The following is a 23,262-nucleotide window of genomic DNA, read 5'->3' as shown; positions in this document are numbered from 1 at the left end:
AAAGGATGGGTGCGCTTCCAGGAATTACATTTTGTAGTATTTCAATAAAGGCAATGCACAGCAGCAACTGCGCACGTTATACTGCGTCTTTGTTAACTGAGAGTACATCCGTACGCTGCTGCGCGTGGCTGAAACAACATTACAAGCCCGACCTGGAGGACGCTGGGTCATCGCTGCGCTGGCCTTCGCGGTGACCTTATGGTCGCAGTACGGGCATCTGGCGCCGTTGTCGTTGTTACGCCAAGCGCCCGATGGCTTGTTGTTTTTGTCCAACGAACGCTTGCGCGACAGCTTCATTCGCATGCAAGCCACGGATGCGCCGGATTCGCGCATCCTCGTGGTTGACATCGATGAAGCATCGCTGACCGAACTCGGCCCCTGGCCATGGCCGCGCGAGCGTCTTGCCCACCTCGTCGAAATCCTGTTGAGCACCTATGACGCGCGCGGTGTCGCCCTCGACATCGTCCTGCCTTCGCCCAGCGGCACGCCGGCCGATATCCGCCTGGCCATTCTGGCGCGCCACGGCCCGGTAGTGCCGGCTCAGGCATTCAGCTTTGCTCCGCCCGGTCCCGAACCCTTGCGTACCGGCCATATTGGCGGCGCAAGCCCGCTGTACGAGACAGGTATCGCCGCCACCGGCTATGTCGGTAACTATGCGGAACTGGCCGGGTCGCCGCACATCGGTGCGATCGGATTCATCCCCGATCCGGATGGCGCCTTGCGGCGCGTCCCGCTGGTGACCGAGTTCGGCGGGCGGCATTATCCGGCACTGGCACTGGCACTGGTCAACTGCTGTTCGGGCAAGGGAGCGCTCGACCTGGAAAACGAAGCGATGATGCGCTTGCCTTTCCGGCGCGACTGGTCTGCCTTCACCGTGGTGAACGCCGCCGATATCCTGGCGCAGCGAATCGTCGCATCGAGCGCCAGCGGGCGCCTGGTGGTGGTCGGCTCGTCCTCGCTCGGCCTGGGCGACCGGGTGGAAACCCCCTTTGCCGCCAGCCGCCCTGGCCTGGGCGTGCAGGCCAGCGTCCTGTCGGCACTGCTCGACCGCCAGGAGGGCAGGACACCAGCGCCATGGCCCGGGCGTCTCATCGCATGCCTGTATGCGCTGGCCTCGGCGGTCGGGTGCATGCTGCTGTTCCCGCGCCTGTCGGCCACCGCCGGCGTTGCCGTGCTCGCCGCCAGCTCCGGCCTCTGGCTGGTGCTGGCCTATGTGGCGAGCCCGCACGATCCGGATTTCGCTCCCGCCGGCCCGCTTGCGAGCAACCTGTTCATGCTGGCCGTCGGCGTGCCCTACCAGTGGCAGGCGGCCCAGCGCCGCTCGCGCCATCTGCTGCAGACCTTGCGCCAGTACGTCGCCCCCACGGTCGTGGAAGAACTGTTGCGCAGCAAAGAGGAAGATCCCTTGCGTCCGCGCCAACGCGACGTGACGACCCTCGTGGCCGACATGGAAGGCTATACCGGGCAGGTCGAGACGCTGCCAGTGGCGGACGCGGCGCAGCTGACACGCGACTTCCTCGACTGTCTGACCGGCCCGGTCATCGAGCACCAGGGTACCCTCGACAAGTACACCGGTGACGGCATGATGGCCTTCTGGGGGGCGCCGTTGCCGCTTGAACAACACGCCGACCTCGCGCTCGACGCCGCCCGTGAAATCACCCGCCGCGTTGCCGCACTCAGCGCGAGACGCGAACGCAACGGATTCCCGCCGCTGCGCGTGCGGATCGGTGTGGAAAGCGGCGTCGCCATGGCTGGAGATTTTGGCACTTCCTTCCGCAGCATTTATACTGCGGTCGGAGACAGCGTCAACACGGCAGCTCGCCTGGAGCAGGTGGCCCGCGATTTCCCCCATAACATCATCATCGGCCCCGGCACAGTGGAACGGGCACGGCGTCATCGCTTCCTGGCTTTGGGCGAGCGCCTACTGCGCGGTAAAGAAAAAGCAACCTCTTTGTACACACTCGATACCAGCAAGAGCCAGGCAACCGCCCTGGACCCGGCGCTCGCCAAGCAAACAGCTTCATCGGTTAACAGCGTCACGGGGACGCCTTCATGAGCACGCGCATCGCGCCGGCCATGCTGGCGGCTATCCTGCTGGCCTGGGCAGCGTCGCCGGCGGCGGCCCAGGCCGTCGACGGGGCTGCCGCGCCCCCATCCGGACCGGAAGCCCTCTACCAGGAAGCGCTGCAGTCGCTTTCCGAAGGACGCAAGAACGACGCGTCCGCCGCGCTGACGCGACTGATCGAACAGGTGCCCCAGCACGCCGGAGCCGTGATCGACCTGGCCCTGATCCAATGCAGCCTCGGCAATGCCGACCAGGCCGAACGGCTGTTCGCCATCGTCGAAACCCGTTTCGATCCGTCGCGCGACATCCTCGAACTGATCGCACAGGCGCGCGACAGCGGCTGCAAGCAGGCGGCTCCGGCCAGTTCGGCCAGCATGAGCATCGGCCGCGGGATCGACGACAACGTCAACCAGGGCGCCAGCAATTCGACCTTCGTTGTCAGCGGCCCGGACGGCCAGCTCGAACTGCCCCTGCTGGACGACTTTCTGCCCCAGCGCGACGGTTATACCGCGCTCAACGCGGACTATGTGCGCGGGATCGGCAGCAATGGCAGCCTGGGTTTCATGCAATTCCAGGCGCGCCGCTATGACAGCATGCGTGCTTACAACACCGGGGCGCTGTATGGCGGCATCGAATCGCCCTGGCGTTTCGGCGCCTGGACCATGCGCAGCACCGCTTCGCTCGGCATGACGACGATGGCCGGCCGGCTCTACCAGAAACAGGCGCAGGCGCAACTACGGGTGGGCGTGCCGCTGCCGCTGCCGGCGAACACCCAGTTCTACCTGAGCGGCAGCGCCACGCATACCAAATACGCGACGTTGCGCAACTTCGACTCGGAGGTGCTGGAAGCGCGCGCCTTGTTGTCATACAGGACAGGAGCCTTGGCCGCCAACGCCGCATTCGGGGTGCTGAGCGACCGCGCACGCGGCAGCCGGCCGGGCGGCAACCGCCATGGCAATTTCCTCACGCTGTCGATGCGCAAAGCGCTCGGTTGGGATACCCATGGCGAAGTCGCGTGGACGCGCCAGCGCTGGGACAGCGCGGCCCCCTACTCGCCCGAACTATTGATCGACGAGGTGCGGGCCCAGCGTACCCAGGTGGTACGCGCGACCCTGTCTCACCAGGTCGCGAAAAACCAGACTGTTGCGCTGGAAGCAAGAATGGTGCGCAACCACGAGAACATTAGTATCTTCCAGTACACGAATCGGCAACTACAGTTGAGCTGGCAATGGCAATTCCCTTGAGGCAGGCGGTACAATCGCCGCGTTCAATATAAAGAGCATTGCCGATGCCGCCTGAAGTACTGTTGTTTGTCTGCGCTGCCACTGCGGTGCTTGCTGCTTGCCTGGTACCCAACCGCTGGCTTCCGCCCTTGCCTAACGATAAGTTGCTGCACTTCGTCGCCTTTGCCGTGTTGACCGTACTGGCCTTGCGAGTAGCCCAGGGCAGGGTCGAAGCAGGCTGGTGGCTGGTCGGCCTGCTGGTCGGCGGCTGGCTGATCGAATGCCTGCAATCGCTGGTGCCCGATCGCCGCTTTTGCTGGCGCGACCTGGCGGCGAATGCGGCGGGCATCGCTGCCGTTGCGCTCCCTGCCTATGCTCTGGAAAATTTTAACGTCCTGATCCATCGATGAGTTCCTCCGCCAAGCTTTCGCAAGATGCCGAGCAGCACGGGCAAGCCGCCGTTCCCGCAGTGCAGGAGCGTCAACTCCAGGTCCACCTGCGCAAGATTCCCCTGCTGTCCGACCTGACGGACGAGGAACTCCTGCAAGTCAGGAGCGAATTACGCTTCCGTCACTACCCAAAGCGCTCGGTCGTGCTGCACAAGGGCGGCAGCGGCGATGGCCTGCTGTTCCTGCTGTCGGGCCACCTGCAGGTGGTCGACGTGACCGAGGACGGCCGCTCGGTCGGGCTGCGGATGCTGTCGGCGGGCGACTTCTTCGGCGAGATTGCCCTGATCAACGATTCGACACGCTCGGCTTCGGTGGTCGCCACCACCGAAGTGCTGGTTGCTTTCCTGCCGGCAGGGCTGGCGCTGCATCTGTTCTCGCATTCGCCCTCGGTGGCCCGCAAGATGCTCGGTCACCTGGCGCTGAAGATCCAGCGCGATTCGGAGTTTCGCGCCCTGCTCAGTATTAACAACACGACGCGCCGCATCTTCACCTATATCGCGCTCATGCAGCAGACCGCCAATCCCGACGGCAGCCGCGTGATCGAAAACCTGCCGACACACCAGGACATCGCCAACATGATCAACACCAGTCGCGAGACGGTTACTCGTGCACTGCTGACCCTGGTACAGCAAGGCATCGCGCAAAAAGACACGCACCGGCTGATCATCCTCGATCCCGAAGGCCTGCAACGCCTGGCACAGGGGAACTGAGCGCTGCCGATGTCCGCCTGACGCGGTAGCGGCGGCAACGCGGGCGTGATACATTTCTGGCATGCCCCGCATCCCGTTGGGCGCTATCCGCATCCATGTGACGGAGAATGATTCATGAGCACCTTGAGCGGCAGTGAACTCGTCAAACCCACCCTGGGCAGGAGCCTGCTGACCGTGGCGGCGGTGACGGCGGCCATCCTGTCGATCCCCCTGGTCGCCATGCAGTTCACGAACGAAGTGAACTGGACCGGTTCCGACTTCATCGCCGCCGGCCTCCTGCTGGCATCTGCCGGCCTGGTCCTGACCCTTGCACTGCGCCGGTTCCGCAGCACGAAGCAGCGCCTGATTGCCGCCGCCGTGGTCGGCCTGGGCTTCTTGTATTGCTGGGCGGAGATGGCGGTCGGAATCTTTACCAACTTAGGTAGTTGAACACGCGACAGTTCGTGACACATTAAGTTGTTTTTTGACAAGGTGTTACAACTGCAACAATGGATTGGTGCATGGATGAAGTATAATTTTCGGCTCATCCGGCTCAGCCAATCCTTATGCCATTCACATTGACGTACCCGATCAGGGCGCTGCCAACGCGGTTCGCCCCATGATTTCTCCACTGATGCTGCGCGGCCTGTGGGCCTACCGCGGTTTCGTGCTGGGCAGCGTCAAACGCGAATTCCAGTCGAAATACGTGAACGCGATGCTGGGCGCCGTCTGGTCAGTGCTCAGCCCGCTCGCCATGATCCTCGTATACACGGTGATCTTTTCCGAGGTCATGCGCGCCAAACTGCCGGGCAATGCTTCCGGCGCCGCCTATTCCATCTACCTGTGCGCCGGCATCCTGACCTGGGGCCTGTTCGCCGAGATCGTCGCGCGTGGGCAGAACATGTTCCTCGAGCAGGCCAACCTGATCAAGAAGATCAGTTTCCCGCGCATCTGCCTGCCCATCATCGTCGTCCTGAACGGGCTGGTGAACTTCGCTATTATCTTTGGCTTATTTCTGGTCTACCTCGTCGCTTCCGGCAATTTCCCGGGTGCGGTGTTCTTCGCCATCATTCCGGTGCTGCTGCTGCAGGTCCTGCTGGCCATCGGCCTGGGGATGGTCAGCGGCATCCTGAACGTGTTCTTCCGCGACGTCGGCCAGTTCGTCACCATCGCGATGCAGTTCTGGTTCTGGCTTACGCCGATCGTCTATCCGGCCTCGATCCTGCCCGAGGCCGCGCAGCCGATCCTGACCTATAACCCGATGGCGGCCGTGGTGGGGGCGCACCAGGCGATCCTGGTCGAAGGCCGGCTGCCCGACTGGAACGCGCTGATCCCGGCCTTCCTATTGGCCCTGCTGCTGTGCATCCTGGGCCTGCGCCTGTTCCGCAAGCGCGCCGGCGAAATGGTGGATGAACTCTGATGGGCAGCATCGTCGTCACGAACCTGGGCAAGGCCTACAAGCAGTACCCGACGCGCTGGTCGCGCCTGGGCGAATGGCTGCTGCCGCTGCGCGGTCCGCGCCACAAGCTCAAGTGGGTGCTCAACGACATCAACTTCCAGGTGTCGCCGGGCGAAGCCGTGGGCCTGATCGGCATCAACGGCGCGGGCAAGAGCACGCTATTGAAGCTCATCACCGGCACCACCCAGCCGACCACCGGCAGCGTCTGGATGGAAGGCCGCGTGGCCGCCCTGCTGGAACTGGGCATGGGCTTCCACCCGGACTTCACCGGGCGCCAGAACGTCTACATGGCCGGCCAGCTGCTGGGCATGAGCGTGGACGAGATCACGGCGCTCATGCCGCAGATCGAGGCCTTCGCCGACATCGGCGACTACATGGACCAGCCGGTGCGCGTGTACTCGAGCGGCATGCAGATGCGCGTGGCCTTCTCGGTCGCCACGGCGCGCCGCCCCGACATCCTGATCGTCGACGAAGCGCTGTCGGTGGGCGACGCCTACTTCCAGCACAAGTCGTTCGACCGCATCCGCCAGTTCCGCCAGCAGGGCACCACCCTGCTGCTGGTCTCGCACGACAAGCAGGCGATCCAGTCGGTGTGCGACCGCGCCATCCTGTTAGACGCCGGGCGCCTGGCGAAACAGGGCAAGCCGGAAGAGATCATGGACTACTACAATGCCATGATCGCGGAACGCGAGAACGAAACGGTACGCCTGAACGAGACCGGCGACGGCAAGGTCCAGACCATCTCGGGCACCGGCGAAGCCACCGTCGGCGACATCGCCCTGCTCGACGAGGACGGCCAGCGCGTCGAGGTGGTCGACGTGGGCGCGGCGGTCACGCTGGAAGTGAAAGTGCGGGTCAAGGCCCCGATCCCGCGCATGGTGCTCGGCTACATGATCAAGGACCGCCTCGGCCAGCCGATGTACGGCACCAACACCCACCTCAAGGGCCTGCCGCTCGAGGACGTCGCGCCAGGGGAGGAAGTGAGCTACCGCTTCGCCTTCCCGATGAACCTCGGCCCCGGCACCTATTCGGTGGCGACCGCGATCGTCAGCACCGAGACCCACCTGGTGAACAACTACGAATGGCGCGACCTGGCCCTGGTGTTCACCGTGATGAACATGCGCCGCCCCCACTTCGAGGGGTCGGCCTGGCTCGACCCGGCCATCGATATCCAACGCTCCCCGTCAAGCACATGAGTTTCATTTCCTACTCCCAGAACGCCGAGGACGTGCTGCTGTGGCGCGCGCTCGGCCACGTCGCGAACGGCTTCTACATCGACGTCGGCGCCAACGACCCCGAAGAGCATTCGGTCACCAAGGCCTTCTACGACGCCGGCTGGCGCGGCATCAGCATCGAGCCGCTGCCTTCCTTCCACCAGGCCTTCCTCGACCAGCGCCCGCGCGACGTCAACCTGGCGGTCGCCGCCGGCAGCGAGAACGGCGAACTGACCCTGTACGACACGCCCCAGGTGCGCGGCTGGGCCTCGCCCGAACAATCGGTGGCGCAACTGCACCGTTCCGAGGGCCACGAGGTCGTCGAGCTGCGCGTGCCGGTGCGCACCCTGGCGTCGGTGTGCGAAGAACACGTGCGGGACCAGCAGATCCACTTCCTGAAGATCGACGTCGAAGGCTTCGAGGGCGAAGTGATCAAGGGCATGGATTTCGCACGCTGGCGTCCCTGGGTGCTGGTGATCGAGGCCACGCTGCCGAACAGCCGCGAAACCAACCACTCTTCCTGGGAGCACCTGGTCACGGGCCAGCGCTACCGCTTCGCCTGGTTCGATGGCCTGAACCGCTACTACGTGGCGGAAGAACACGCCGAGCTGCTGCCCCACTTCGGCATCCAGCCGAACGTGTTCGACGACTACATCTCGCACCACCTCGACAAGTCCTGGACCGCCGCCAAGCGGCTGTCCAAGTCGCTCAAGGAATCCGAGCAGGCGGCGCGCGAGAACGCGGAACGCGCGGCGCGCTCGATCGAACAGGCGCACCAGGCCGCGATGCTGGCGCAGCAGGCGCTGCAGAAGGCCGAGCAGCAGAAGCTGGAAGCCGACGCCCAGATCCTGGCGCTGCAGGACACGCTGGCCGCGGCGCAGCTGAGCAGCCACCACCTGACCGTGTGGGCGCAGGACATGGAAGCGCGCCTCACCGCCACCTATGCCAGTACCTCGTGGAAGGTCACGAAACCCCTGCGCGCGGCGGGCCGCGTGCTGCGGGCGCTGCGCCGTCCCGGACTGGCGCGCCGCCTCGTCACCCGCGTGACGAAGAACGAACGCATGCGCCGCCTCCTGATTCCGGTGCTGCTGCGCTACCCCGCGCTGGGCCAGAAGGTCAGCACCTCGCTGGCCGCCATCAAGGCCGCACCTGAGCCGGCAACGCATGCCGCGGTGGCGGTTCCCGAAGAACTCAAGGGCTTGCCGGCCTCGGTGCGCGCGGTGCTGGGAGACCTGCAGCGCGCCCGCGGCCAGGCTGGAAACCGGGCAGGACACTAATAGATATGCGTATCGTCATCGACTTCCTCCACGCGCAGGACCGCCTCGACCCGGCCATGTCGACCATGGCACAGGCCCTTGCGGCTGCCGCCGGCACGCGCGAATTGTGGATCGCCGCGCCCCTGGGCAATCCCGACCTGCTCGAAGACCTGCGCCTGGCCTTCCCCGGCCGCGTGCGCGCGGTCGACCTGGGCAGCGCTGCGCTGGGCGGCAACGAGCGCCTGCAGCAGGCCCTGCGCGAACATGCGCTGGCCAGCCTGTCGCCCGACGTGGTCCTGGTGCCGCGCGCGGCCGACCGGGGCGCCGCCGCCCTGCCCTTCCCGGTGCTCCATCGTGCGCCGCAAGGACTCGATGCGGCCGCGCTGCTGGTGGAACTGGACGCCACCGCTGCCGAGCGCTGCGCCGGCGCGCCGGCGGCCCGCCCGAAGCTCGCCTACGTCTCGCCGCTGCCGCCGGTCAAGTCCGGCATCGCCGACTACAGCGCCGAACTGGTGCCGATCCTGGCCAGGTACTACGACATCGTGCTGGTGGTCGACCAGGACACGGTGGCGGACGCCCGCCTGGAAGGCTTCCCGCTGCACGGCCCCGACTGGCTGCGCGCCCATGCGCATACCTTCGAGCGCGTCGTCTACCACATCGGCAACTCGCACGCGCACCAGCACATGTTCGAACTGATCCGCGACGTGCCGGGCATCGTGGTGCTGCACGACTTCTTCCTGTCGGGCGTGCTCGACAACCTGGAACGCGAAGCCTACCTGCCGCAGGGCTTCGTCAAGGCGCTGTACGAATCGCACGGCTACACCGGCCTGCTCGGCCACCGCAAGGAAGGACGCAACCCCGCCATCTGGAAATACCCGCTCAACAAGGGCGTGCTCGACAAGGCCACCGGCGTGATCGTCCATTCCGACTTCTCGAAAGAGTTGGCGACCGACTGGTACGGCCCCGGCGCGGCCGACGGCTGGCGCACCATTCCGCTGCTGCGCGGCCGTCCCGAGGGTTCGGCCACGCCGGCGGCGCGCGCGGCGGCGCGTGCGCGCCTGGGCGTCCAGGACGGCGACTACCTCGTCACCACTTTCGGCATGCTGGGCCGCACCAAGCTCAACGAAGAACTGCTCGACGCTTACCTGGCTTCGCCCCTGGCGCACGACCCGCGCTGCCGCCTGGTCTTCGTCGGCGAGAACGACCCCGGCCTGTACGGGGCGAACCTGCTGCGCAAGATCGCCGCCAGCGAAGCCGCCGGCCGCATCCGGATCGCCGGCTTCGTCGATGCGGCCACCTATGCCGACTATCTCGCCGCCAGCGACTGCGCGGTGCAGCTGCGCGCCTCGACCCGCGGCGAGACCTCGGCCTCGGTGCTCGACTGCCTGCTGTACGGCATCCCGACCATCGTCAACGCCCACGGCTCGACCGCCTCGATGGGCGACGCGCTGCTGCTGAAGCTGCCGGATGGCTTCAAGACATCAGAGCTGGCCGATGCGCTGGCACGCCTGCACGGCGACGCGGACCTGCGCGCCGGCCTGTCGCAGCGGGCGCTGGCCCACATGGAAAGCGAGCATGCGCCGGCCCACGTCGGCAAGCTGTACGTCGAGGCGATCGAAACGCTCGCCCAGCGCAGCCCGCACGCCGCCTACCGCAAGCTGGTGCGCGCCAGCGCACCCCAGTGCCCGGACGCCGAACTGCCGGCGCTGGCCGCGGCGATCGCCTTCAACCACGCGCCCACGGCGCCGCGCCAGTTGCTGGTGGACGTCTCCGCCGTGGTGCAGTCCGACCTCAAGACCGGCATCCAGCGCGTGGTGCGCAGCATCCTGCTGTCGATGATCGCCGATCCGCCGCCGGGCTTCCGGATCGAGCCGGTGTATTCGCACGGCGGCAACCGCAGCTACCAGTACGCGCGCCAGTTCGGCCTGGGCATGGTTGGCGAGACCGGCCTGCTGCTGGAAGACGCCCCGGTCGACCTGCGCCCGGGCGACATCTTCTTCGGCCTCGACCTGTTCACCAACGGCACCTCGCAAAACGAAGCGCTGCTGCAGTCGATGCGCGCGCGCGGCGTCGGCATCTACTTCGTGGTGTTCGACATCCTGCCGATGCTGCGTCCGGACGTCTTCCCCTTCGGCACCGAGCAGTACTTCGGCGACTTCCTGCGCACCGTGCACAAGGTGTCGGACGGCGTGCTGTGCATCTCGCGCGCCGTGGCCGACGAACTGGCCGCCTGGATCGAGCGCCAGGGCCTGGCCCGCCGCGCGCCTTTAAAACTCGGCCACTTCCACCTGGGCGCGGACATCGACGCCAGCGCGCCCAGCTTCGGCCTGCCGCCGGACGCCGCGCAGGTGCTCGATGCGCTGGCGCAGCGCCACAGCTTCATCATGGTCGGCACCGTCGAGCCGCGCAAGGGCCACACCCAGGCGCTGGACGCCTTCGAACTGCTGTGGGAGCGCGGCGAGGACGTCAACCTGGTCGTGGTCGGCAAGCAGGGCTGGATGATGGAAAAGCTGTGCGAACGCATGGCCGCGCATCCGGAAAAATCGAAGCGCCTGTTCTGGATGAACGGCATCTCGGACGAGATGCTGCTCAAGCTCTACGCCGCCTCGTCCGCCCTGCTGTCGCCGTCCGAGGGCGAAGGCTTCGGCCTGCCGCTGATCGAGGCGGCCCAGCACGGCATCCCGATCATCGCGCGCAGCCTGCCGGTGTTCCGCGAAGTGGCGGGAGAGCACGCTTACTACTTCGACGGCCTGGCGCCCTCGGCCCTGGCCGACGCGATCCAGGCATGGCTGCTGCTCCAGCGCGAGGGCAAGGCGCCGCAGTCGACCGGCATGCCCTGGCTGACCTGGGACCAGAGCGCCCGGCAAGTGCTCGACGGCCTGGTGCGCCAGCAGTGGTACCGCGTGCTCCCCGGCACGGATCGCGACCATGCTTGAGCGCTGGCGCTTCCCGCTGCTGGTCGCGTTGGCCCTGTGCGGCCTGCTCGCGATGTACAAGCCTTATTACGGCGGCGACGTGGTCGAGTACACGGTCGCCACCGTGGCGATCGCCGACCACGGCTCGCCGGACATCCGCCTGGAAGACATCGCCCGCGTGCGCACCCTGCTGCCCGGCATGTTCATCGTCCCCTTCGACCTGCTCGAGCGCGGCATGCGCGAAGGCGACCAGCAGCTGTACGCGGCCTTCGTGCGCGGGCGCGACGGCGACGTGTTCCCGGTGCACTACTTCGGCTATTCGCTGCTGGCGGCCGCCCCCTTCAAGCTGTTCGAGGCGCTCGGCATTCCACCCTTCAAGGCCTTCCAGGCGGTCAACATGGCGGCGGTGTTCGTGCTGGGGCTGGCGCTGCGGCGCTTCTTCGGGTCCGAACCCAAGGCCTGGCTCGGCCTCGGGCTGTTCATGCTGTGCGGCGGCGCCCTCTACCTGCACTGGACCAGCCCGGAATGCGTGAGTGCGGCCCTCCTGCTGGCCGGCCTGCTGTTCTATACGAGCGGCGCCCCGCTGGCCGGCAGCGTGCTGGCCGGGCTGGCCGGGCAGCAGAACCCCACCATCGTGTTCTTCTTCGTGTTCGCGCCGCTGTTCAAGCTGTGGCTCGAGTATGAGCGCCAGCAAGGCTTCGTCGCCAACCTGCGCGCCCAGCTCACGCGCAGCAACATCCTCGGCCTGGCCGGCGGCATGGCGGTGTTCGCGCTGCCGCCGCTGTTCAACCTGTGGCAGTTCGGCGTCCCCAACATCATCGCCAAGCTGTTCTCGGACCCGGGCCTGGTCGGCGCGACGCGCCTGCTGTCCTTCTACTTCGACCTGAACCAGGGCATGATCGTCGGCGTTCCCGCCCTGCTGCTGCTTCTGCTCCTGCTGCTGCCGCGCATGGATGGCCGCGCGCGCGGCGTGCTGCTGCTTAGCGCGCTGCTCACGCTGGCGCTGGCCCTGCCCGCGCTGGCCGTGCTGAACTGGAACTCGGGCGCCGTGGGGCCCATGCGCTACGCCTTCTGGGCCGCGATGCCGCTGGTCTTCGCCCTGCTGGTGCTGCTGCGCCGCCTGCCGCGCTGGCCGCAGACGGCCCTGGTACTGCTGGCGGCCGGCCAGGCGGCGGCCGTGGACCACGCATCCGAATACGACTACGTCCACTTCAGCCCCACCGCCGAACTGGTCCTGGCGCGCGCGCCGCAGTATTACCATCCGGAGCCCGAAATCTTCGCCGAGCGCGCGGGCCACCACGACGACTATATCCAGTCCGACAAGGTTTACGTGCTGCGCGGCGCCGACGGCAGGGAGCTGAAAACCCTGGTGCATTCGTCCAACGCCCACCTGGACGAGCAGCTGTGCGGCCGCGGCGCCAGCCTGGCGCCCGACCTGCCGCAGGTGGCGAGCACGCGCGGCTGGCGCTACATCGACGGGCCGCTGCGCTGTGTCGCAGGGAGCTACGCCCAGCGCAGCTTCGGGTTCGACGCGCTGCGCGCCGGCGAGGCCGTGGCCCTGGTTTCGGGCTGGAGCAACCTGGAAGCGAACGGTCCCGGCTGGGACGGCGCCTGGTCGCTCGGCGCGCGCTCGCGCCTGCGCGTGGAAGTCGACGGCGGCCCCGTCCAGGCCCTGCTCATCAGCGGCAACTACCTGGCGCCGAACCGCCAGACCCGCGTCATCGTCAACGGGCAGGATCTGGGCTGGCACGCGCTCGACCAGGCCGGTCCGCTGGCCCTGCCGGCGCAATTGACAGACGCTGCCCGCGCCACCGCCCTCGATATCGAACTCGAACATGCCTCGCCCACCTCCCCCGGTCCGGGCGACCCGCGCCTCCTCGCCTTCTTCCTGCGCGAGGTCAGCGTACGCCAACACCCCAGCAAGCCATGAACGCTCTTGACGCCAGCACCACGAAGCTCTCTCCCGCCACCCCGCAAGCCATTGCGCCGATCGGCGTGCCCGACGCGGTCGCGGTCGTGATCCCCAGCTACAAGGTCACCCGCCACATCCTGGACGTGATCGCGGGCATCGGGCCTGAAGTCAGCCGCATCTACGTAGTGGACGACAAGTGCCCGGACGGCAGCGGCGCGTTTGTGCGCGAACACTGCCGCGACCCGCGCGTCGTGGTGCTGGAACACGCCGAGAACCAGGGCGTGGGCGGCGCCGTCATGACCGGCTACCGCGCCGCCATCGCCGACGGCGCCAAGGTGATGGTCAAGATCGACGGCGACGGCCAGATGGACGGCGCCCTGATCCCGAGCTTCATCGCGCCGATCCTGGCGGGCGAAGCCGACTACACCAAGGGCAACCGCTTCTTCAACCTGGAACGCCTGGGCGCGATGCCGCCGATGCGCCTGTTCGGCAATGCGATGCTGTCCCTTATCACCAAGCTGTCCTCGGGCTACTGGGACCTGTTCGACCCGACCAACGGCTACACCGCGATCCACGCCGACTGCGCGCGCTACCTTCCCTTCGACAAGATCAGCAAGCGCTACTTCTTCGAGTCGGACATGCTGTTCCGCCTGAACATCCTGGGCGCGGTGGTGGCCGACGTGCCGATGGACGCCGTCTATGGCGACGAGGTCAGCAACCTGAGAATCTCGCGGGTCGTCACCGAATTCTTCACCAAGCACGTGCGCAACTTCGGCAAGCGCATCTTCTACAATTACTACCTGCGCAACATGTCGGTGGCCTCGATCGAGCTGCCGCTCGGGATCCTGCTCACCCTGTTCGGCGCCATCTATGGCGTCACGCACTGGATCGCCTCGGCCCAGGACGGCGTCGCGACCCCGGCCGGCACCGTGATGCTGGCCGCGCTGCCGGTGATCATGGGCGTGCAGCTGATCCTCGCCTTCATCGCCCACGACGTCGCCTCGGTGCCGCGCCGGCCGCTGCACAAGAAGACCCTGTACCGCAGCAAGCAATGAGTCCCGTCAGGATCGCTTCCAAGCTGGCCTCGCGCCAGTTCGCCGTCTACGTCGCCGGGGGCGTGCTGTGCGCGCTGGTCGACATCGGCCTGATGCAGCTGCTGCTGGGGGCCGGCGTGCATCACGCGGCGGCCGCCAGCGCCGGCTTCGCGGCCGGGCTGCTGGTCAACTTCGCCTTCCACTCGGGCGTCACCTTCAACGCCTCGGCCAATCCGGCGCGCTTCGCGCGCTACCTGTGCCTGGTCGGCATCAACTACGGCCTGACCCTGGGCTGCGTGGCGCTGACCCAGGCGCTCTGGGCCGATCCCCTGCTCGGCAAGATCCTGTCGCTGCCGCTGGTGGCGGTGAACGGCTTCCTGCTCGGTAAATACTGGATCTTCAAGTGAACACTGCCGCAAGCACGCGCAACCCGCGCCTTCCTTCCCTGGTCCTGGCCGCCGGCATGGCGCTGGTCGGCTGGTACCTGCTGCAGCGCACGCTCGGCCTGTCGCCCGGCGTCTTCGCCGACGAGTGGTACTACAGCAAGATGGCGCGCCTGATGCCCTTGTCCGAGGCCACGCTGCCGTCCTGGCTCTACCTGCTGGTGTTCGGCGCCACGAGCGGCTGCGGTCCCGGCTTCCTCGACTGCGCCCGCATCGGCAACGTGGTGTTCCACGTCGGCGCCGCCCCCTTCCTCTACCTGGTCGCGCGGCGCCTGGTAGCGGCGCCCCTGGCCTGCGCCATCGCCCTGCTGTCCCTGCTGCTGCCGCTGAACCTGTACACCAGCTTCTTCATGCCGGAGTCGATGTACTTCTTCGGCTTCGCGCTGCTGGCCTGGGTCGCGCTGAATGGACTGGCATGGCGCGCCCCGCTGCATGCGCTGGCGGCCGGCGCCGTGCTGGGTCTCATGAGCCTGGTGAAGGTGCACGCCGTCTTCCTGCTGCCGGCGCTGTGCCTCTACCTCGTGTACGCCAGCCGTGTGCGCGCGGCCGGCGGTCCGTGGATCGCCCGCGGGCTGGGCGCGGCGGCGCTGGCCCTGGCAAGCGCCGTGCTGGTGAAACTGCTGCTCGGCTGGCTGCTGGCGGGCGAAGCCGGCCTGACCCTGTTCGGCGCCTTCTATGGTGCAGGGGCCAGCTCGGCCTCGCAGCACAGCCTGCTGTCGCGTCTCTACCCGATGTCGGTCAGCGCACGCGGCCATGCGACGGCCTTGACGGCGCTGCTGGCCATCCCCCTGGCGATCCTGCTGCATGCCGTGTTCAGCCGCGACACCTGGCGCGCCGACAATCCGCGCGGCCCGCTGGTCGTCTTCACCGTGCTCGCACTCGGCTCCGCGCTCGGCCTGGCCGTCCTGTACACGGCCTCGATCGCCCACGAGGGCCCGATGGAGGGCCTGCGCCTGCATTCGCGCTATTACAGCTTCGCGCTGCCCCTGCTGCTGGTCGCCGCTGCCGCTACCGCGGCCGCCGGCAAGGAGGCCAGCCCGCCGGCAGGCGGTCGCGCCCTGGCGCCGGGACTGATCGTGCTGGTGCTGGCCGCCCTGCTGGCGGCAGCCTGGGTCGGCCTGCCCGCTTTCGACCCGCGCCTCACCGACAGCCCGGAATACACGGCGCTGGCCAGGCATGGCGTCGCGGTCACCGCCCTGTTCATCGTCCAGGCCCTGCTGCTGGCGCTGTGGCTGCGCTCGCGCCGCGCCGCGGCCTGGGGCGCGCTTGCACTGGCCTTGCCGCTGGCGCTGCTCATCACCAACCGCGACGTGCACCAGCATTACCTCGTGCACCTGAAGGCCGCGCCGCCTGCCGACCGCGCCGGCATGGCCGCGCGCGCGCTGATTCCGCCAGAGGAGCGCAGCGCCACCATGATCGTCGCCAACGGCGCCGACCTGTTCCGCACCCAGTTCCACATCGACCATCCGCAGATGATCCTGCTCGACATGCCCGACGGCGCCCCGATCGAGGCCTATCGCATCGGCTCGCAGACGCGCTGGCTGGTCGCGGTGGGACGCCATTCGCTGCCGGAAGGGATGGTTCCGGCCATCGCCGACGAGGATTTCACGATCGTCAAGCTGCCCCGCCCCGAGCGCAGCCTGGTGGGCGAATACGCCTTCAATGTCGCGCCCGGCCCCGGCCGGCTGGTGGTGGGGGCCGACGGCGTGGCGAATGTGGAAGCCTGGGGCCGCTGGTCGGATGGCAAGCGTGTCGAGCTGCGCTTCGACCGCCCCTTGCCGGCGCGCCTGACGGTGGTGCTCACCGCAGGCGCCTTCGGCGCCAACATCGACGCGCCCTTCGTCCTGCGCGCGGGGGATGCGGCTCTCGCGTTCCGCCTGCCCTGGGAAGCGCGCGAAGTCGTGCTCGACCTCGACACCGACGGACGCCAGCAGACACTGGTGATCGAGGTGCCGCAGCCGCAGCGCCCGAGCGAGCTGGGCAATTCGACGGATACGCGTTTGCTGGGGATTTCGCTGACACGCTTGCGGATTGAAGAGAGAACCTCTCCCTAGACCTACAAAAACAAGAACGAGACATGACGCCAAACGATACCCGAACCAAACACCTCGCCTGGCCCCTGGTCCTGACTGTCGCCCTTGCCGGCATCGCCTGCCTCCTGTTCCAGCGCAATACCGGCCTGCAGCCGAGCGTCTTCGCTGACGAATGGTATTACAGCAAGTTCGCGCGCCTGATGCCGCTGGCCGATTCGATGCTGCCCTCGTATCTGTACTTGTGGCTGTTCGGCGCCAGCAATGCCTGCGGCGACGGCTTCCTCGACTGCGTCCGGATCGGCAACCTGGCTTTCTTCGTGGGCGGCGCGCCTTTCATCTACCTGATCGCGCGCCGCTACACGGGCGCCCCGGCGGCGGCCGGCGTCGCGCTGCTGAGCGCGCTCGCGCCGCTGAACTCCTTTACCGTCTACTTCATGCCGGAGTCGATGTACTACTTCGGTTTCTGCGTGCTGAGCTGGGTGGCGCTGAAAGGCGGCGACTGGCGGCCGGCCGTGCACGCGCTGGCAAGCGGCGCCGTGCTGGGCCTGATGAGCCAGGTGAAAGTCCATGCGATCTTCCTGCTGCCGGCCCTGGTCCCCTTCCTGCTGGCGGCCAGCTGGCTCCGCGGCGGCCCCTGGTTCCTGCGCGGCGTTGCCATGGCGGCGGCCGCGACCCTGTGCACCTTCGCCGTCAAACTCGGCCTCGGCTGGCTGTTCGCCGGCGATGCCGGCCTCAGCATATTCGGCGCTTTCTACGAGTCGACCAGGCTCGGCACCGACAGGATGACCCTGCTGGTGGCGGCCCTGGTCAGCGCGCGCGGCCACCTGATGACGCTGGCCCTGGTCTACGGCCTGCCGCTGGCCATGCTGGCCTATGCACTGTGCACGCAGGTACTGCGCCCGCGCGCCACCGGCGCGGACCCGGCGGACGCCGACCGCCGCCTGCTGCACCTGTACACCCTGCTCATGCTCGGCGCCGCCGCCGGCCTGACGGTCATGTACACCGCCGGCCTGCACGTCGAGGGCAGCCGCGAAGGCCTGCGCCTGCATTTGCGCTACTACAGCTTCGTGTTCCCGCTGCTGCTCGTCGTGGCCGCGGCGGCGCTGCCCCGGGAAGCACGGCTGCCGGAACAGCGCGAGCGTCCGTGGCTGCGCTGGACGCTGGTCGCGGCGCTGGGGGCGGCCCTGGTCGCTGCGCTGTTCCTGCTGCAGGGTTACCCAACGAACGTGGTCGACAGCCCCGACATCCATCGCCTCAACGTGGCGGACAAGTACCTGCGCATCCTCGTCGGCTTGCAGTCGCTCGTCCTGCTCGCCTGGGCGATGCGCCTGCGCGCGGCGCCGCTGCTGTTCCTGTGCCTGGCCCTGCCGGCAGCCTATGCGGCCAGCAACCGGGCCGTCCACAATCACTTCGAAAACCTGCGCCCGCCGAGCCAGACCGACCTGGCGGCCAAATGGGTCCACGACCATGTACCGGCGGCCGAACGCGGCCAGGTGGTGGTCACGGGTGTCGACCTGAGCCTGATCCTGCGCGCGCAGTTCCATATCGACCACCCGGACACCACCACCACCATGATCGACTTCGGCGAGGTTGCCGAATACCAGTTGCCATTGAATAAGAAATGGATGCTCCTGCTGGGCGAATACCAGGTCCCCGCCCACATCGCCACCACCGTCCGGCACACGCCCTGGTATACGGTGCTGCGCCTGCCGGAACCCGAGCCGAAGCTCAGCCATGTGAAACTGTCGGACCCGCCGGACCCGCGCGTGGTGACCAGCGTCGAAGGCCTGTCGAAGCTCGAACCCTGGGGACGCTGGTCGAATGCGAAACGGGTCGTGATCGAGTTCGCGCAGCCCCTGCCGCGCCGCGCCGGCGTGGTGCTGACGGCGCGCGCCTACGACGTGAATGCCCACCTGCCCTTCAAGATGCACCTCGGCGGCCAGACCAGGGAATTCAAGGTCGGCTGGCACCAACAGGAAATCGGCCTGCATTTCGACACCGACGGCACTGCCCGCACCCTGGTGATCGACGTGCCGCAGCCGGTGTCGCCGGAGGAGCGCGGCCAGCCGGGCGACTCGCGCAAGCTCGGGATCGGCATCGGCGAGATCGTCATCACCGACGGCACCAGGCAGGTCCAGGCCCAGGCCGGGCCTTGATCTGGCGCAGACCGGCTCGCCCTTGCCGGTGCTGTGTGCGCTCACGTACGGAATACCCTTCCCGCCCCCGCTAAAGTGGAATGGAGCAGCCGCCTCCGTGCGGCTGCTTGCGTCGCGGCATGCTGCCGCACACCGGGACACACATGGCGACAGGATCGGACAAGCAGGAACACCTCTCGAAACCCCTGGACCTGCAGGGTGGCGGCCAGAGCATGGGCGTGCAGGCCGTCGGCGAGGTCGAGGGCAATGCCGTCACGCCGACCGGCGGTCCGGGCGTGAATCACTGGCAGGCCGGCTACATCGGCCACCGCGGGCTGGACGAACGCGGCAACATCTTCTTCGCCGCCGTCGAAATGACGCGCATGCCCATGATCGTCACCGACCCCAACCAGGAAGACGATCCGATCGTGTTCGCCAACGGCGCCTTCTATGACCTGACCGGCTACGAAGAAAAGGACGTGATGGGCCGCAACTGCCGCTTCCTGCAGGGGCCGGACACCGATCGCAGCACGGTCGCCGAAGTGCGCAAGGCCCTGCGCGAGGAGCGCGCGGTGGCGGTCGACATCCTCAACTACAAGGCCGACGGCGAACCGTTCTGGAACGCCCTGTTCATCGGCCCGATCTTCGGCCAGGACGGCAAGCTCCTGTACTTCTTCGCTTCGCAGATGGACATCACCGAGCGCCGCAGCATGCTCGAGTCGAACCTGCAGGCCCAGAAGATGGAGGCCATCGGGCAATTGTCGGCCGGGATGGCGCACGATTTCAACAACCTGCTGCAGGTCATCAACGGCAATCTCGAACTGGCCCTGCTCACCGCCGGCAAGATTCCCGCCGCAACCGAGCCGATCCGGCGTGCCCAGCGCGCCACCATGCAGGCCGGCAAGCTCACCCAGCAACTGCTGAGCTTTGCGCGCAAGCAGCGCCTCGAGCACAAGCGCGTCAGCCTGAACGCGCTGGTGGTCGATTTTTCCGACATGCTGGTGCGCACCCTCGGCGACAAGGTCGAGCTGCGCCTCGACCTGCGCCCCGGCCTGCCGTCCTGCTCGATCGACCCGACCTACCTGGAAATGGCGCTGCTCAACGTCGTCATCAATGCGCGCGACGCCATGCCGCGCGGCGGCGTGGTGACGGTGGGCACGGCGGTGGTCGAGGAAGCACGGCGCATCGCCAACCGCCTGCCGCCGGGCGAATACGTGAGCATCTGCGTCCAGGACGAGGGCGAAGGCATGCCGCCGGACGTGCTCAAGCGCGCCACCGAACCCTTCTTCACCACCAAGGGCCTGGGCACGGGCCTGGGCCTGGCGATGGTGCACGGCTTCGTGCAGCAGTCGCTTGGCCGGCTCGACATCGAAAGCGAGGCGGGACGCGGCACCCAGGTGCGCATGATCTTCCCGGTAGCGCAGCAGTCGCGCCACGAGGATGGCGGAGTCGACGCCGGCTCGGCCGCCCACGAAGCGGGCCGCAAGTGCCGCATCCTGGTGGTGGAAGACAACGAGGACGTGCGCGAACTGGCCGAAGCCATGCTGGAGGCGGCCGACTACGACGTGCTGTCGGCGCCGAGCGGAGAGCGCGCGCTCGAGCTGCTGGCCACGGAAAAGGTGGACCTGCTGTTCACCGACGTGATCATGCCGGGCGGGATGAACGGCTTGCAGCTGATCGAGCAGGTGCAGGCCAGCAAGCCGGGCATGCCGGTCCTGGTCACCACCGGCTACATGGACGAACTGCCGGCGCGCAGCGTGCGCGACAAGTCGCTGGATGTGCTGGCCAAGCCCTACCAGCACCAGGATTTACTGGACCGGGTGCATGCGGCGCTGCGGGCGCGCCGCGCGGCTTAGAAGTCGCCGCACATCGTAGGGTGGGCGGCTCGTAATCCTGGCCACTGGCCAGGATTACCCCACGCGTTCAACTAGCGCCAGCACGGCCGCGATATATCATCGTGAGGCTATCGCCGCGTGGGCAGGAAACCTGCCCACCCTACAAGATCAATTCGAACGCGGTCCGCCGCCCAGCAGGAAGGCCAGCTTCTGCTTGCCCGGCTTGGACTGCGGCGCCGGCGTCACGACTTCCTTGCGCGCCGCGCTGGACGGCTCGTAGGGCTTGAGGAACCACGGATCGACCTTGTCGCGGCGCGGCGTCGGGCTGTAGCCGCCGCTGCGCGCCGGACGTTCGCCGCGTTCGCCGCCACGCGCTGCGCCTTCGTCGCGGCGTCCACGGCGTTCGCCGTCGCGGGCGAATTCGGGGCGTCCGCCTTCGCGCGAACGGCTCGACGGCGCCACGAAGCCCGGCAGCTCGCCGCGCGGGACGGTCTGCTTGATCAGCTTCTCGATGTCGGCCAGCAGGCGCTCGTCCTTGTCCGAGTACACCGACAGCGCGTCGCCCGAGGCGCCGGCGCGGCCGGTACGGCCGATGCGGTGCACGTAGTCCTCGGCGTTGTATGGCAGGTCGTAGTTGATCACGCAGGGCAGGTCCGAGATGTCGAGGCCGCGCGCGGCCACGTCGGTCGCCACCAGCACCTCCACCGAGCCCGCCTTGAAGGCGTCGAGGGCGGCCATGCGCTCCTGCTGGGTCTTGTCGCCGTGGATCGCCGAAGCCTTGATGCCCTTCTGCTCCAGGTGGCGCGACAGGCGCGAGGCGCCGATCTTGGTGTTCGAAAACACGATCACCTGCTTCAGGTTGCGCTCGCGGATGATATGCTCGACCACGTCGCGCTTGAGCTCCTCGTCGACCTTGTAGACGATCTGCGTCACCTTGTCGGCGGTGGCGTTGCTGCGCGCGACTTCGATCAGCACCGGGCTGTTCAGGAAGCTGTTGGCCAGCTTCTTGATCTCCGGCGAGAAGGTGGCCGAGAACATCAGGTTCTGGCGCTGCTTCGGCAGCAGGTTGATGATGCGCTGCAGGTCGGGCAGGAAGCCCATGTCGAGCATGCGGTCGGCCTCGTCCATGACGAGCATCTGCACCTGGCCCAGGCTGACGTTCTTCTGCTCGATGTGGTCGAGCAGGCGGCCCGGGGTGGCGATGACGATCTCGACGCCGCCCTTCAGGATGGTGGTCTGGCCCTTCATGTCCATGCCGCCGAACACGACGGTGGAACGCAGCGGCGTATGCTTGGCGTAGGCCTTGACGTTGTCGGCCACCTGCACCGCCAGTTCGCGGGTCGGGGTCAGCACCAGGGCGCGCACCGGGTGGCGCGCCGGCGACATGCTGCTGTTGGCATGCGCCATCAGCAGCTGGATGATCGGCAGCGAGAAGCCGGCGGTCTTGCCGGTGCCGGTCTGGGCGGCGCCCATGACGTCGCGGCCCTGCAGGACCAGCGGGATCGCCTTGGCCTGGATCGGGGTCGGATGCTCGTAGCCCTGGTCGGTCAGCGCGCGCAGGATTTCCGGCGCCAGGCCGAGGTCGGTGAAGCGCACGGTCGGCGCCTCGTCGGCCTTGACCTGTTCGACCGGTGCGGCCAGGGTCAGGTCGGACGGGTCGGCGCTCATGGGAGTATTCTGGATATCAGACATATTCTTGTTGGACAGTATTTCGTTAGCTCTACGGCTGCGCCTGCGGGCAAGAATCGGCCTGCGCGGGTAGCTTCCAGAGGGGCGGCGGGCCGGCAAACCGGTCCGCATGGGCCGCGAAGCGCCCAGGCAACAAGCCTGGACTGGGCGGACGTAGAGGCACTTTAGCGGGCTACACGATACCTCAAATCCACTCCACTGTATATAAGAGCCTGATTTGTAGGGTGGGCGGGGCAATTTCGGGCAATGCCCGGAATTGCAAAGCCCACGCGGTGATAACGATCGGCTCCGTTCGCGCGCCGGATGATCTCGCAGCAAACTATCACCGCGTGGGCGGCATAGCCGCCCACCCTACGAACTCCGTCCACGTCAAGGCGTCCAGCCGCGCTGCTGGGCCGCGCGTTCGGCCGCCGGGTCGAGGGTGCTGCCGACGATGCGGGCGTCGATGGCGGCCTGCACCGACGGCGGCAGGGTGCTGCCGTCGAGCCAGGCGGTGCCCGGCTGCGGCTGGGCCAGCACCGGGATGGTCCAGCGCCCGTTGCCGCGGCAGGCCAGGCCGGCGGTGGTGTCGACCACGAAGCTGCGGCAGTAACTGCCATCCTTCGAAACGAAGGTGACGCCGATGCGGACCCCGGTTTCCGACGGGCCGGGACTGGCCAGTTGGCCGCCGAGGGCCTCGACCAGGCGGCCGCGCGCCACCAGGGCGCCATCGCTGGCTTCGAGCAGCACCAGCCCGGGATCGGGCCGCAGCTCCTGCCAGCCGAGGGCGCCGCCGACGGCGCCGGCCACGAGCGCGGCGCCGACGGCCAGCCAGTGGCGCGGCGTCCAGTCGCCACGGTCCGGCTGGGGCGCCGCCGCCGGGGGCACGCCGCGTCCGGGGCGGATGGCGTCGAGGTGGACCACCTTGGCCG

At 67.5% G+C, this 23,262-nt stretch carries 17 protein-coding genes; 15 read left to right on the top strand and 2 right to left on the bottom strand.

Features of this window, described 5'->3' with window-relative positions:
• The first annotated feature begins 124 nt into the window (after window positions 1–124).
• The 15 genes from ACK4S9_RS12040 (at window position 125) to ACK4S9_RS11970 (ending at window position 20,683) form a co-directional block, all read left to right on the top strand.
• The gene (locus ACK4S9_RS12040; RefSeq protein ID WP_409725851.1) at window positions 125–2,056 is read left to right on the top strand and encodes a CHASE2 domain-containing protein; all 1,932 of its coding nucleotides are present in this window, start codon (window positions 125–127) and stop codon (window positions 2,054–2,056) included.
• Window positions 2,053–3,309: a tetratricopeptide repeat protein gene (locus ACK4S9_RS12035; protein WP_409725849.1), complete on the top strand. Its 1,257-nt coding sequence runs from the start codon at window positions 2,053–2,055 to the stop codon at window positions 3,307–3,309. The genes ACK4S9_RS12040 and ACK4S9_RS12035 overlap by 4 nt, the downstream gene beginning before the upstream one ends.
• Window positions 3,310–3,353: 44 nt before the next feature.
• Complete coding sequence (locus ACK4S9_RS12030) at window positions 3,354–3,698, top strand: VanZ family protein (protein WP_409725847.1); 345 nt, start codon at window positions 3,354–3,356, stop codon at window positions 3,696–3,698.
• The gene (locus tag ACK4S9_RS12025) at window positions 3,695–4,447 is read left to right on the top strand and encodes a Crp/Fnr family transcriptional regulator (RefSeq protein WP_409725845.1); all 753 of its coding nucleotides are present in this window, start codon (window positions 3,695–3,697) and stop codon (window positions 4,445–4,447) included. The genes ACK4S9_RS12030 and ACK4S9_RS12025 overlap by 4 nt, the downstream gene beginning before the upstream one ends.
• A gap of 114 nt (window positions 4,448–4,561) precedes the next feature.
• Window positions 4,562–4,876: a hypothetical protein gene (locus ACK4S9_RS12020; protein ID WP_409725844.1), complete on the top strand. Its 315-nt coding sequence runs from the start codon at window positions 4,562–4,564 to the stop codon at window positions 4,874–4,876.
• Window positions 4,877–5,045: 169 nt separating this feature from the next.
• Window positions 5,046–5,846 (top strand): ABC transporter permease, encoded by an 801-nt coding sequence (locus ACK4S9_RS12015; RefSeq protein WP_409725842.1) that lies wholly within the window; start codon window positions 5,046–5,048, stop codon window positions 5,844–5,846.
• Window positions 5,846–7,081, top strand: coding sequence for an ABC transporter ATP-binding protein (locus ACK4S9_RS12010; RefSeq protein ID WP_409725840.1), 1,236 nt, complete (start codon window positions 5,846–5,848; stop codon window positions 7,079–7,081). The genes ACK4S9_RS12015 and ACK4S9_RS12010 overlap by 1 nt, the downstream gene beginning before the upstream one ends.
• On the top strand, window positions 7,078–8,376 hold the full coding sequence (locus ACK4S9_RS12005) for an FkbM family methyltransferase (RefSeq protein ID WP_409725838.1): 1,299 nt from the start codon (window positions 7,078–7,080) through the stop codon (window positions 8,374–8,376). The genes ACK4S9_RS12010 and ACK4S9_RS12005 overlap by 4 nt, the downstream gene beginning before the upstream one ends.
• A 5-nt stretch (window positions 8,377–8,381) precedes the next feature.
• Window positions 8,382–11,291, top strand: coding sequence for a glycosyltransferase (locus ACK4S9_RS12000; protein ID WP_409725836.1), 2,910 nt, complete (start codon window positions 8,382–8,384; stop codon window positions 11,289–11,291).
• Window positions 11,284–13,200, top strand: a complete 1,917-nt coding sequence (locus tag ACK4S9_RS11995) for a hypothetical protein (RefSeq protein WP_409725834.1) — start codon at window positions 11,284–11,286, stop codon at window positions 13,198–13,200. The genes ACK4S9_RS12000 and ACK4S9_RS11995 overlap by 8 nt, the downstream gene beginning before the upstream one ends.
• A complete protein-coding gene (locus ACK4S9_RS11990) occupies window positions 13,197–14,237 on the top strand; it encodes a glycosyltransferase family 2 protein (RefSeq protein ID WP_409725832.1) in 1,041 nt (346 codons plus the stop codon). Before ACK4S9_RS11995 ends, ACK4S9_RS11990 begins: the two co-directional genes overlap by 4 nt.
• Window positions 14,234–14,623 carry a GtrA family protein gene (locus ACK4S9_RS11985; RefSeq protein WP_409725830.1) on the top strand — a complete coding sequence of 130 codons (390 nt, stop codon included), beginning with the start codon at window positions 14,234–14,236 and terminating at the stop codon, window positions 14,621–14,623. Before ACK4S9_RS11990 ends, ACK4S9_RS11985 begins: the two co-directional genes overlap by 4 nt.
• The gene (locus ACK4S9_RS11980; protein WP_409725828.1) at window positions 14,620–16,713 is read left to right on the top strand and encodes a DUF7024 domain-containing protein; all 2,094 of its coding nucleotides are present in this window, start codon (window positions 14,620–14,622) and stop codon (window positions 16,711–16,713) included. Before ACK4S9_RS11985 ends, ACK4S9_RS11980 begins: the two co-directional genes overlap by 4 nt.
• A 23-nt stretch (window positions 16,714–16,736) precedes the next feature.
• Window positions 16,737–18,848 carry a DUF7024 domain-containing protein gene (locus ACK4S9_RS11975; protein ID WP_409725826.1) on the top strand — a complete coding sequence of 704 codons (2,112 nt, stop codon included), beginning with the start codon at window positions 16,737–16,739 and terminating at the stop codon, window positions 18,846–18,848.
• A gap of 143 nt (window positions 18,849–18,991) precedes the next feature.
• A complete protein-coding gene (locus ACK4S9_RS11970) occupies window positions 18,992–20,683 on the top strand; it encodes a histidine kinase famiy protein (protein ID WP_409725824.1) in 1,692 nt (563 codons plus the stop codon).
• A 147-nt stretch (window positions 20,684–20,830) separates the two neighbouring features.
• Here ACK4S9_RS11970 and ACK4S9_RS11965 read toward each other — a convergent pair whose 3' ends face one another.
• The gene (locus tag ACK4S9_RS11965) at window positions 20,831–22,330 is read right to left on the bottom strand and encodes a DEAD/DEAH box helicase (RefSeq protein ID WP_409725822.1); all 1,500 of its coding nucleotides are present in this window, start codon (window positions 22,328–22,330) and stop codon (window positions 20,831–20,833) included.
• Between the two features lie 390 nt (window positions 22,331–22,720).
• On the bottom strand, window positions 22,721–23,262 hold a 542-nt coding region (locus ACK4S9_RS11960), incomplete at its 5' end, for a hypothetical protein (RefSeq protein WP_409725820.1).

It is taken from the genome of Massilia sp., assembly GCF_046293535.1.
Lineage (GTDB): Bacteria > Pseudomonadota > Gammaproteobacteria > Burkholderiales > Burkholderiaceae_D > Telluria.
This window is presented reverse-complemented; position numbering and strand designations above follow the sequence as displayed.

Bases quoted from the DNA above. Each gene is read 5' to 3' on its own strand.
- ACK4S9_RS12005 (WP_409725838.1), top strand. From the start codon at position 7,078: ATGAGTTTCATTTCCTACTCCCAGAACGCCGAGGACGTGCTGCTGTGG.
- ACK4S9_RS12015 (WP_409725842.1), top strand. From the start codon at position 5,046: ATGATTTCTCCACTGATGCTGCGCGGCCTGTGGGCCTACCGCGGTTTC.
- ACK4S9_RS11975 (WP_409725826.1), top strand. From the start codon at position 16,737: ATGACGCCAAACGATACCCGAACCAAACACCTCGCCTGGCCCCTGGTC.
- ACK4S9_RS11965 (WP_409725822.1), bottom strand. From the start codon at position 22,330: ATGAGCGCCGACCCGTCCGACCTGACCCTGGCCGCACCGGTCGAACAG.
- ACK4S9_RS12000 (WP_409725836.1), top strand. From the start codon at position 8,382: ATGCGTATCGTCATCGACTTCCTCCACGCGCAGGACCGCCTCGACCCG.
- ACK4S9_RS11990 (WP_409725832.1), top strand. From the start codon at position 13,197: ATGAACGCTCTTGACGCCAGCACCACGAAGCTCTCTCCCGCCACCCCG.
- ACK4S9_RS12020 (WP_409725844.1), top strand. From the start codon at position 4,562: ATGAGCACCTTGAGCGGCAGTGAACTCGTCAAACCCACCCTGGGCAGG.
- ACK4S9_RS12010 (WP_409725840.1), top strand. From the start codon at position 5,846: ATGGGCAGCATCGTCGTCACGAACCTGGGCAAGGCCTACAAGCAGTAC.
- ACK4S9_RS12035 (WP_409725849.1), top strand. From the start codon at position 2,053: ATGAGCACGCGCATCGCGCCGGCCATGCTGGCGGCTATCCTGCTGGCC.
- ACK4S9_RS11985 (WP_409725830.1), top strand. From the start codon at position 14,234: ATGAGTCCCGTCAGGATCGCTTCCAAGCTGGCCTCGCGCCAGTTCGCC.
- ACK4S9_RS11970 (WP_409725824.1), top strand. From the start codon at position 18,992: ATGGCGACAGGATCGGACAAGCAGGAACACCTCTCGAAACCCCTGGAC.
- ACK4S9_RS12030 (WP_409725847.1), top strand. From the start codon at position 3,354: ATGCCGCCTGAAGTACTGTTGTTTGTCTGCGCTGCCACTGCGGTGCTT.
- ACK4S9_RS12025 (WP_409725845.1), top strand. From the start codon at position 3,695: ATGAGTTCCTCCGCCAAGCTTTCGCAAGATGCCGAGCAGCACGGGCAA.
- ACK4S9_RS11995 (WP_409725834.1), top strand. From the start codon at position 11,284: ATGCTTGAGCGCTGGCGCTTCCCGCTGCTGGTCGCGTTGGCCCTGTGC.